Source organism: Pontibacter mangrovi (assembly GCF_006385705.1).
GTDB classification, from domain to species: domain Bacteria; phylum Bacteroidota; class Bacteroidia; order Cytophagales; family Hymenobacteraceae; genus Pontibacter; species Pontibacter mangrovi.
The window spans coordinates 125,335-136,880 of sequence record NZ_VFRQ01000005.1 but is presented as its reverse complement, the minus strand read 5'-3'; the positions used below and the strand labels follow the sequence as shown (position 1 = coordinate 136,880).

The following is an 11,546-nucleotide window of genomic DNA, read 5'->3' as shown; positions in this document are numbered from 1 at the left end:
AGGTATGGCACTCCTATTTATTTGATGACCTCCTGCACCGGTACGCGCACAAAGTAAAGTTCTTTCACGCCTTCGTAGAGAAGGCCCAGCGTATTTTCATCTATCCTGGTGAGGGCGGAGTAGCCGTAGGTTCCGCGCTCGTCTATCAGCAGCTCGTTACCCGATGGCCAGGTCTCGCCCAGGTCGGTGCTGGCTTTCAGCGTGATGTTGTAGCGGCCGGACGGGGTGGCGGGATTGCTGAAGAACAGTACCTCCTGCGGTCCGCTTTTCGTGCTCACGCCGGCTTTGATGAAGCTGCCCATACACACCGGGTCAGGCAAGGCGCTGTAGGAAGTATGGTGCTCTACCCAGGTTTGGCCTAGGTCGACGGTGGTGGCCACGGAGCGGAAGCGGCCGCGGTTATCGCGCATGTTCAGCATTAGGGTGCCGGGCGTGGTCTCCACAACCTGGCTCTCGGTGGTGTTGGCTTTGGCGCCTATGCCGCTGTTCCAGGTCTTGCCCTTGTCCTGGCTGTAAATGATGGAGGAATGCGGCACTCCGTTCTCATCCCAGTACTGCGAGGGGAACACCAGCGTACCGTTCTGCATCACGATGCCATTGCCAGGGCCGTTGAAGTAGATGCGCCAGTCCGGGTTCTTGATCTGCTCTGTTATACTGTAAGGCTCTGACCAGGTTTTGCCATCGTCGTCGCTGCTCACCAGCACAAACTGCCCTGTTTCATCAGGAGATAAGCCTGGGCCGGAACCGGCAATAGAGCGGTTGCCTTTGCTCCAGAGCGCCGCTACCCAAATCTTACCCGTGGCGGGGTCAAAAAGCACAGCGGGGTCGCCGATGCCGTTGTTCTCGTGCGGTACGCCCATATCCATGATGATCTTCATCGGCTCCCATGTCTGGCCGCCGTCGGTGCTGCGGCTCATGCCCACGTCTATGTTTCCCGGCAGGTCGCGGGAGTTGTCGTAGCGGATGTCATACACGGCAATCAGGGTGCCTTTGTCGGTGGTGGCGATGCCGGGGATGCGGTAGGTATCCACGCCATCGTCTCCAGCTTTGCGCAGGGCTATACCAATGCGCTTGGCATACGCAGAACCATCCTCGGCTACCTGGTATACTTTGCCGGCGGCGTCAGTTAGTTGGGTAGCGCGCAGCTCCACTTTGTTATCGAGGCTGGCGGATTCTTTGAGGGTGGCGCTGAACCAGAGGTACTGCTTGCCTGGCTTTGCCGGAATATCCAGCGGCACTTCAAACTCCTCCGAGGTCGGGCGAATCGACTTCACCAGATTAGATGTATGGAACAAAGGCTCGGTGCCTGTAAAGTATACATCCAGTTTTTCCACATCCTGCAGAGCCGTGCTATTGAGGCGCGCCTTTATACTTTGGAAGTTTATACTTTCGGCACCCGCCGGCACATACAGGGTTAGCCGGAGCATCGGGTTATGCTCCACGCGTTTCAGCACGGGCACTGCCGGGGCTGTGGAACTTATACTTATTCCCGTGGCAACAGGCGTGGTAGCCACCGTGCGGGTGCAACTCGTGCTGCCCATCAGCACTGAGAACAAAAGGCCCAGTACAAAATTTACTTTACTCATGGTTATACGCTATTAGCTTCGCCCGTACCTGGCAAAGGCATTTTTTATGCTGATTTATACTTCAGGACACCTTTTCTCCCACCTTACCCACGCGGCTCTCTGTGGCGGGTGCATCCTTGTAAATGGTGAGTCCCTCGTGCGCCCGCTCCTGCCCGCCAAACAGCAGGCTAAACAAGTACCCGAACAGCACGCAGCTTGCCAAGCCGGTAAAGGCATAGAGCAGCAGGTTGATGTTGGTATATTGGCTGATGTAGAACTGCACCAAACCGCTGAGAAGCAGTCCGGCAACAGCGCCTTTAGCATTGGCTTTTTTCGTGAAGATGCCCAGCACAAACAGGCCACCCAAACCGCCCGTAAACAGCCCCAGAATCATGTTGAACTGATCCCAGAGCGAGGAAATGCCCCACTGTGCCATCACCAGCGCCAGCGAAGTACCCACCACGCCAATAGCCAGTGTCATGTATTTGGCAGTGCTCAGGTAACTTTTGTCTGACTTGGCGGGGGCAAAGCGCCTGTAAAAGTCGGTGATGAGGGCGGTGGTTACGGAGTTCATGCTGCTGCTCAGCGTAGACATGGCTGCCGCAAAAACAGCCGCAATCAGCAGGCCTGTAATGCCCGCAGGCAGCTCTGTTACAATGTACCACGGAAAGATGGCGTCCTGGCTCTGCAACTGGTAGTTAACCTTCTCAGGATGCTGCCGGAAGAACAGGTACAGCATGGTGCCGATCGTGAAGAAAACAACCGCTGAAGGCAAGGCCATCCAGGCACCCAGCCGCATACTTTTCTTCGAGGTTTCCAGGTCTTTTGTAGTGATATACCGCTGCACCACCGACTGATCCGCCCCGTAAGAGATGACGTTGATCGCCAGGCCGCCTAACAGCACCACCCACAGCGTCGGCTCGCTAAAGCTGAACGTGGTGTCGATGATGTGGAGCTTCTCGTTTTGCTGTATGGTTTGCCAAATCGCCCCGGCATCTGCCTCTAACTGGAACGGGATCATCACCAGGCACACCAGCGCGCCGCCCAGAAGTATAACCACCTGCGCCACGTCTGTCCAAATCACAGCCTCAATGCCGCCTTTCATGGTATAGAAGATCGTGATGGCGCCCATCAGCACAATGCACAGGTTCACGTTGATGCCTGTTACCAGCGTGAGGGCCAGGCTCGGCAGCAGGAGCACAATGGCCAGCCTGCCCAACTGCAGCATGATGTAGAGCAGCGAGGCCATGGCCCGCGCCGCGTAACTGAACCGCTGCTCCAGGTACTCGTAGGCCGAGGTGATCTGCAGCCTGCGGTAGAAAGGGATAAAGTAATTGGTGATGATCGGGATGATCAGAATGATCGTGACCTGAAGTATAAAATAGCTCCAGTTGGTGGCATAGGTCTTGGCCGGAATCGACATAAAGGTAATGGCGCTTAGCTGCGTGCCATAGATGCTTAGGCCTGCTGCCCAACCCGGAACGCGCTGCCCGCCACGGAAATAGTCGTCGGTGGTATTCTGGTGCCGGGAGGTCCACATGCCGATGCCCACCATCAGGAGCAAGTACAGCACCACGACCACATAATCGAGCCAGGCAAAGTAATGCTGCGGCGTGAGTTGGCCCACCAGCACCTGGGGGGTACGCACGCCAGGCTTTATCTCGCCCGAAGGTATGAGAATGTCGTTGCCCCAGCGCGTGGCGAAGGTGGTAACGGGCGCGTAAGGCAGGGTGCCTGTTTTGGTCCAGGTGTCGGTAACGGTGTTGTAGAGGTAAATGTCCTTGCTGAAGCCCCCGTGCTGCGTTTGCAGTTGCAGCCTCTCGGCCTCCAGCCTTTGCTTTTCTGCTTCGTCGGTGGTGCGGGCGATGGCGGCGTTGTGCTGCTCTATCTGCGTAAACACGTTGCCCTTGTCGCCCCCGAAGATCAGGATGTAATTGGCACCGGTTACCACACCATTGGCGGCAGAAAGTGCGGTTTTGTTGCCCTTGCCGTCGGAGATGTCGCTAAGTTGTTTCCAGTTGTTATACTTGGGGTCGTAGCGGAAGGTGGAGCCGTAGAGCTCGCTCACACCGGCCTCTGTTCTGGCCCGGCCGCCAATCAGGTATAGCGCCGGGTATTCGCCGTTAGACTGCACCACCGCCACCGCATGCGAGATGGCTTTCGGCAGGTCCGGTAGCTTTTGCCAGCCTTTTCCCGGCTCGGATAGGCTCAGACGATAGAAACCGCTGCTAGCCTTGCCTGTGGTTTCGCCACCTGCCACGTATACCTGGTTATCGATGACAGCGGCGGCGGCATTGGTAAGCGGAAGCGGTAAGGGCGGCAGCGCCTCTATACTTACCTCTTTTAAGGCAGGGTTCCACTGCAGCAGCTGCACCGTATTCTGTATGCCCTGCTCGTTTTCCCCACCTATACTTATGATGCCTTTTTCTGTGGTTACATTGGCGCTGTAGGCCAGTGGCTGCGGCAGCCGGAAGGTTTTGTCGTGCCAGCTATACTTTCCCTGCTCATCCCGCAGCAAAACGAAAACATCCTGTTCATACTTCTTCTTGCCTCCCTCCCAAGGCAACCCGTCCGGAAAGTTGGCCCCGCCGCCAAGCAGCAGCGCGCCGTTGTGCACACCGCCCAAGGGGCCAGCCAGGCCCGGCTGCACCGGTTGCCCCGGCCCTGCAGGCAAGGTAGCGGCAACAGACCACGCTATGTGATTAGGCTTTTGGGCTTTACCCGAAAAGGCGGCTAAGATCAGAAGTATAAACAGGGAATATTTCATCAGGCAGCATTAGGCGTTTTTCAGTTCCGGCATGCGGGAGCAATACTCATCAAAACCCAGCGCGGCCACATCCTCTTTAAATGAATTGAACTGCGCTGTACTCATGTTGCGGACCGGCAGGCGAAATTCGCCGCAGTCGAGGCCCACCACTTTCATGTAGGCTTTGCCGGTGGCGATGCCGCCATACTTGCCCAGCAGGCGGATCATATCAATAGACTGCTGCTGCAGGCGGCGCGCCTCGTCCGTGTTTCCCCTGTTATAGGCTTCTATCAGGCTGATGTAAAGCGGAGCGGCATAGTTGTACGTGCTTCCCACGCCACCTTTTGCCCCTACCGCCAGCGCCGACAGCAGGTTTTCGTCGCGGCCCCACAGCATGTCATACTTGCCGTCGCTGAAGTTCAGGCAAGATTGGTAATCCATGAAATCCTCGTGCGTGTACTTGATTCCCTTAAAGTTAGGGATTTTCCCCTCTACTTCCTGCAGTAGCTCCACCATCTGGAAGCCCACGCCTGTCAGCACCGGGATGTGGTAGTAGTAAAAAGGCATCTGCGGCACAGCGCCTGCCACGGTTTTGCAGCATTCGGCCAGCATCTGCACACTGGCGGGCTTAAAGTAAGAAGGTCCCGTAAACGACACAGCATCCAGGCCTATACTTTGGGCGTGCTGCGCCAGTTCCACCGCCTCCCGCAGGCAGGTGCCCCCTACCAGCGTTATAACCTTGAAGTCGTTACCCTCTTTAGCGGCAGCTGCCCAGGCCTCCGCCACCTGCTTCTTCTCAGCCGTCGTCAACGACACTCCCTCTCCGGTAGAGCCGCAAATAAAAGCGCCGGTGTTCCCGTTCGCTTTCAGCAGGCTGTAGTAGGTCGGGATCAGCTTCAGGTTTAGGCTGCCATCGGGATGCATGGGTGTAAACGGAGCCGCAATGAGCCCTTGTAAATGTTCAGATTTCATTCAGGTATGTATGTTTCTTTCGTGTGAGGTTGAAGGTTGTGGGGTATCATTTTGTGCCGCCTTAAGTATAGCGGATGCTGGCTGGAGAAGCTAAAGCTAGTACTTCAAAAACACACTTAAACTTTATGCCTCGCCATGACGCGAAGAGGGTTCCGGCTCAGGCCGCAGCCCGGAACCGGAACCTCCACACAACCTATCAACTAACCTATTTATACTTAGTAGCCGGGCGTTTGCTCCAGCTTAGGATCAGAGTTGAGCATGCTTACCGAGATCGGCAGCAGGAACTTATACTCCTGCCCAGGCGCCAGGTATACCGGGTCCACGTAGGCAAACACCCACTCGTCGCCGGCCCTGCGCAGTGACCACCAGCGCTTGCCTTCCCCTATAAACTCCCGCAGGTCCTCCTCCAGAATCGCGCGAAGGTCTTGCTCCTGGCTTCCGTCGGCGTAAGGCGTGTAGCTGCTGCCATAGGCCCGCTCGCGTATCTGGTTTATCTCTGCCGAGGGGTCACCGCCCTGTTTGGCCTTGGCCTCTGCCAGCATCAGCAGCACATCGGCGTAGCGGTACACCGGGAAGTCGACGTCATACAGCTGCGAACCGGCATCCTCGCGGCCTGCAAATTTGGTGAGCAGCACACCGGCGATAGGGTAAGCTGGCGGATCGTTGCGGTACATCACCTCAAAGGTGGCATCAATGCGCTCGTCCTCACTGCTCTGCAGCTTCTGGATCATACTCTCGGACAGGCCCACGCGGCTGGCCCCGGCCAGGTATGGATAGGCCTGCGCCACTGTCCTTGGATTAGTGTAAGGGTCCAGCAGAAGGGTGCCGGCCTGGGTTGTGTTCACCCGGAAACTGCTGTACACGCCTGTCGTCGCCTCGTCTTTCTCGTAGCTGATGGCAAAGATGATCTCAGGGTTATTGGCTTCCCTGGCTGGGTCGAAAAGATCTGCGTAGTTCTCCACCAGGCCTAATCCGCTGATGGTGCTTACCTCTTCCAGCGCCTGTTGTGCCGTGGCTAAGTCGGCGCTTCCGCCGCCCATGTGCGTACCCGACCAGATATAAGCGTCCCCCTTTAGGGTGAGCGAGGCGGCACGGTTCCAGTAGATGTGCTTGGAGGTGCCGGTAAAGCCGGCGGCCAGGGCATCATCATCTGCAAACAAACTCAGCGACTGCTCAATGTCTGCCTTCACCTGCGCCATCACGGCCTCGGGCGTAGCTCTTTCTTTGTATAGCTCCTCCAGGCTTCCTACTTCGGTTACCGGCTCCGCGGTCAGCGGCACGCCTCCCCAGGTTTTCAGCATGGTATAGTATACATAGGCACGCAATCCATGCATCTCGGCCAGCACACGGGTTTTCTGGTCTTCCGTTACCGGTGTCTGTGGGAACAGTTTGATGGCGGTGTTGATCTTGTCCAGCAGGCTATAGAAGCCGGCCCAGTTGCCCGCCGGCACGTTGTTGGCGTCAATGTTATGGGTGTAATAGTTGCGCAGCCCCCCGTCTTCCGACTCGGTGAAAAGACCGTCGGCCCAAATCTCGGAGCGCATCTCGCCTAAGGTGAACAAAGTATAATGGTAACTCCTGAACGAGCCATACACGCCATAGTATAGCGTCATAGCGGCGTTGGGGTCCGAGAGGATCAGGTCCCGGTTAAGCGATGTCTGCGGCTGCACCTCATCCAGTTGGTCGCTACAGCCTGTGGCGCCCAGCACCAGCGAGATGCCCAGCGCATACTTTATAGTGGATAGATAACGTCTCATATCTGTTTCGTTGCTAAAGTTAGATTAAAGTGTCACGTTGAGGCCTGTGGTGATGGTGCGCGGCAGCGGGAACCTGCCCACGTCGTTGCCACCCACCTCCGGGAAGGTGCCGCTGTAGCCGGTAAAGTAAGTGAGGTTTGTTCCCGTCACGTTCAGGCGCAGCCCCTGTATTTTGCCTTTCAGTGTGTTTTGCAGAAAGGCCTGCGGCACCTGGTAGCTCAGCGTGATCTCGCGCATGGCCAGGTAGTCGCCTTTCTCATAGAAGTTGGCAAAGGAGTTGGTTCCGCCGCCGGCGTCCTGGAAGTAGTTTCGGCCATAGTTAGCCCAGTAGTAGCGCGGCAGCGTGCCGTTCGGGTTGTCCGGGTGCCAGGTGTTGGTCACGTCTACCGGGCCGTTCTGTGAGCCCTGCACCTGCGACAGGCCTCTAAGCTTGGACTGGTTCAGGATCATGTGCCCCAGCGCAAAGTCGAACTGGGCATACAGGTTAAAGCCTTTCCAGTTAAAGTTGGTACCAAAGCCGCCCTGCACGGTAGGCGTTGTTCTGCCCACAAACACTCTATCGCGGAAGTCGATGGTATCGTTCTGGTCCAGGTCTCTCCAGCGGGCGTCGCCCAGGAGCTTTACGGTCTTGTCGCGGCACGGCAGGTATGAGTTATACAGGTCTGCATCCTCTTCAAGGTCTGCCTCCGTCAGGTACAGGCCGTCGTAGATCGGCGCCCAGATCTCATCCAGGCCAATGCGCTCGCCCTCCTGCAGGCCACCCACATGGATTACCTGGCCTGAGCCCGGGTCGTACACCTGGTAGGTACCTTGTCTGTTTTTCTCCAGGCCGTTGTCTGGCAACTCCTTCGCATAGTTTTTCACGTGGAAGAAGTTGGCGCTTACATCCCAGCTAAAGCCGTCAGGCTGTGTTGGGCGCACCACGTTGGCCCGCATCTCCAGCTCTACGCCGCGGTTTTGCAACTGGCCCAGGTTGGTAGTAAAGCTGCCGTAGCCTGTCCAGGCCGGTATGCCCAGCGAGGTGATCTTGTCGTAGATGTCGCGGACAAAGTAATCGCCGATAAAGGTGATGCGGTTATCGAACAGCCCCAGGTCCAGGCCAAAGTTCAGCGAGGAGGCGCGCTCCCACTTCAGGGCCGTGTTCAGGAGGAAGTTAGGCGCAAAGCCTGCATTGCCGCCGTAGATGCCGGTGCCGCCATAGGTTGCCGCCGTGGCAAAGTCGTCCAGCGGATCTATACTTCCGTTCTGGCCCCAGCTTACGCGTGGTTTAATGGTACTGATGTAATCGCTAAGGAAAGAGTTGGTGAAGAAGGCCTCATTGTGCAGGTTCCAGCCAGCGGAGATGCCGGGAAACAGGCCATAGCGGTTGTCAGCCAGGCGGGAAGTGCCGTCGTAGCGCAGGTTCACGTTCAGCAGGTAGCGCGAGTCATAGTCGTAGGTAACGCGGCCGATGCCGGACGCCAGGCGGTTCCAGGAATAGAAGCCGGAGTACGGGATACCCACTGCCTCGGTAGAGGCTGACAAGTATGGAATAAAGTCGGTGGAGGCGCCACGGGCCGCTGCACTGTACTGCGAGAAGCGGGCGTCAAAGAACTCGCCGCCGCCCAGCAGGCTTAGTGTGTGCTTGCCAAAGGTGTTATCATACTGCAGAAAAGCATTGTAAGAGTACTGCGTTGCGCGCGGCAGCGTGAAAGAGGCGTTTCGGGTATCTATAAACGCGCCGCCTGTACCGTTTTGGTAAGCCTTTGTAAAACTCTCGCGGCCAGAGTAGCGCATAAAGCCCGAGGCTGAGGCCAGGAACTTCAGCTCCGGAATAATCTGGTACTCCAGGTTCAGGCTACCCGAGAAGCGCTGCTCTTCGTTCTCGTTGATAAACTTATCGCGCAGGTACTCCGGATTACCCAGGGTACCTCCGTCTACGCCGGGCAGTATCTCGCCGGTCTCATCGTGCGTGAAGCGGGCCGTTGGCGCAATGCCCCCAAAGCGCTGTATCAGGCCGCCACCCAGCCAGCCACCAGCATCCGGCGAAAGGTATGAGGGCGTGGTTTTATCGTTGTAGGCCGACAGGTTCAAATTTACCTTGAAGTCCTCGTTCACATCCAGCCCGCCGTTAAAGTTCAGGTTATAGCGCTTCAGCGAGGAGCCTATCACCATGCCTACATCCTTTACCGTACCTACGCCCAGCGAGAAGGTGCCCTTGTCGCCGCCGCCGGAGAAGTTGAGGTAGTGCTCCTGCAATGTGCTTTCCTGCAGTATCATGTTTTCCAGCTCTTCCTGAGAAATGGAGCGGTACAGGATACTGTCCATCTGCGTCGGGTCGAACGGGTTCTTATCCACTAACAGGTTCCACATCGGGTTGCCGATGAGCTGTCTGTTGTCATTTGTTACCAACTGTGTAGAGTATTTCCCGCTTGGCGAGGCCCAGCCCGGGCTTACTGCCCAGCCCCAGGAGCCAGACAGCTGGTTGCGCGTGTTGTTTGCCTCAGCCGTGTTGTTATCTTTCACGGCAGCCTCATACCTGCTGCCCAAGCCTCTTCTGTTCCAGATGATGTAGTCTTCCGCGCTCATAAAATCCACAGGATTGCGGCGGATGTAGTTCTGGGCGTGCTTCAGGCTATACGTAACCTGGGAGCGGCCTTTCTTACCTTTTTTAGTCGTAACCAATATAACTCCGTTGGCTGCCCGGGCACCATAGATGGCCGTAGAAGCGGCGTCCTTCAGCACGTTGATACTTTCAATATCTTCGGAGTTAATGCCATACAGCGATGGAAAGATCACACCGTCCACGATCACCAGCGGAGATCCGGTACCGTTAAAACTGGTACCGCCCCGGAACGTGATGTTAGGCGTGGCTCCCGGCTGTCCGGATGTTTGCTGCACCCGCAGACCTGTTACGGTGCCTTGCAGGGCGGTAGCCACGTTGGTGCGCGGCGCCGACTCCAGCACCTGGTCATCCACCGTAGAAACGGCCCCGGTCAGGGTTTCGCGGCTTTGCGTACCATAGCCCACTACCACCACTTCGCCAAGTTTAGCAGTGGCAGGCTTCAGGGCAATCTCTATGGACCCCGCTGGGCTTTGCACTGTTACCTCACGTGGCTCAAACCCAAGGTAGCGCGCCACCAGCACATCCCCTTCCGAGGCTTTGATGGTAAAGGAGCCATCTACATCGGTTAAGGTGCCCCGGTCGGTGCCTTTCACATTCAGGCTCACCCCGACAAGCGGCTGACTATCTTCTGCGGATATAATGCGGCCGCTCACGGCGGTGCTTTGCGCATACAGCAGGTGCGGACTGATAATCAGGCACAGGCCTATGAGCAAGAGGTGGAGTAAATGTTTCTGTTTCATATAGGCGAGATGTTTTAAGGATTATGTATGACATAATAAATGTATAAGGGTTAATTCATTAAACAAAACTTTTATTCAACTTTTTTGCCGCTCTTAAGCAACAAAGTTTTATAGTTTTTGTAATTTAGCTAAGAAAACACGAGCAATAAGTTATACATATCCGCATGGAAAACGCTTTCGATAAGATAAAGGCCATAGATACCAGCTCGCTGGTGGATAAGGTAGAGATGAACCTGATTGAGCTATTGGTGCAGCAAAACCTGAAGGTAGGCGACGCTATTCCAAAGGAAATGGAGCTGGCGGCCAACCTGGGTGTTAGCCGCACAGTTATAAGGGAAGCCCTGCTGCGCCTGCGGCTGATTGGCCTGATTGAGTCGAAAAAACACAGAGGGGCCGTCATTACAAACCCCGACCTGCTGGCCATGCTGGAGAAGCGCCTGATTCCGCAGGTGCTGGACAACGCCACCCTGCGCGAGGTATTTGAGTTGCGCCTGGTGCTGGAGATCGGCATGGCCGACTTTATAATGGAGCGGGTAACGAAGGAGGATATTGAGGAGCTAAAGGAAATTGTGGCGAATGAGCCAGACCTGTCGGACACCACGTACTTTCAGATACAGCATGAGATCAACTTCCATGGCAAGCTCTATGAGATCTCTGGCAACACTACGCTAAAGAAATTTCAGAACATGCTGCTGCCCGTGTTCGATTATGTGCACCGCAGCGGACTGCTAACCAAGGAAATACCGGTACGCAAGTTTGTGTCGCATAAAGGGTTGGTTGATCTTATTGAGCACGGGTCGGCTGAGATGTTCCGTAACGGCATGCGCAATCACCTCGATAACCACTTCGCCAGGATCCTGGCCTAACCCTTACGTTTGAGTACCGCAGTAGAGGCGCCGGTGTATACTTTGTTGCTTTAGAAGAGATAGGTAAGGGCTGTTTCCAAGAAATACATGGGCCAGGTAAATTGGTGATTAGATTCATACTTCTGCCAGTTATAAACTGGCTCCAAGAACAGCCACAAGTTACGCTGTCGCTAAACTTGCGGCATGCTTAGCAGAGAAGCATAACATCTACCATGCCTTTTTCTCCGGCATAGTCTGTGGCGCTGCTGTACGGGTAGTCCTGCGGCTCCCACACAAAACCAGCTTCTACCGGATT

At 56.0% G+C, this 11,546-nt stretch carries 6 protein-coding genes; 1 reads left to right on the top strand and 5 read right to left on the bottom strand.

Annotation, left to right across the window (positions count from 1 at the left end):
• Nucleotides 1-17: 17 nt before the first annotated feature.
• From FJM65_RS10760 to FJM65_RS10740, 5 genes are all read right to left on the bottom strand, one after another.
• On the bottom strand, nucleotides 18-1,586 hold the full coding sequence (locus FJM65_RS10760; protein ID WP_219855976.1) for a sialidase family protein: 1,569 nt from the start codon (nucleotides 1,584-1,586) through the stop codon (nucleotides 18-20).
• 61 nt (nucleotides 1,587-1,647) lie between these two features.
• A complete protein-coding gene (locus tag FJM65_RS10755; protein ID WP_140621525.1) occupies nucleotides 1,648-4,332 on the bottom strand; it encodes a sodium:solute symporter family transporter in 2,685 nt (894 codons plus the stop codon).
• A 9-nt stretch (nucleotides 4,333-4,341) separates the two neighbouring features.
• Nucleotides 4,342-5,283, bottom strand: coding sequence for a dihydrodipicolinate synthase family protein (locus tag FJM65_RS10750; protein ID WP_140621524.1), 942 nt, complete (start codon nucleotides 5,281-5,283; stop codon nucleotides 4,342-4,344).
• A 215-nt stretch (nucleotides 5,284-5,498) separates the two neighbouring features.
• Nucleotides 5,499-7,040: a RagB/SusD family nutrient uptake outer membrane protein gene (locus tag FJM65_RS10745; protein WP_140621523.1), complete on the bottom strand. Its 1,542-nt coding sequence runs from the start codon at nucleotides 7,038-7,040 to the stop codon at nucleotides 5,499-5,501.
• 24 nt (nucleotides 7,041-7,064) lie between these two features.
• On the bottom strand, nucleotides 7,065-10,385 hold the full coding sequence (locus FJM65_RS10740) for a SusC/RagA family TonB-linked outer membrane protein (protein WP_140621522.1): 3,321 nt from the start codon (nucleotides 10,383-10,385) through the stop codon (nucleotides 7,065-7,067).
• Nucleotides 10,386-10,549: 164 nt separating this feature from the next.
• Between FJM65_RS10740 and FJM65_RS10735 the strand changes: the two genes are divergently transcribed.
• A complete protein-coding gene (locus tag FJM65_RS10735; RefSeq protein ID WP_140621521.1) occupies nucleotides 10,550-11,251 on the top strand; it encodes a FadR/GntR family transcriptional regulator in 702 nt (233 codons plus the stop codon).
• Nucleotides 11,252-11,546: the final 295 nt, after the last annotated feature.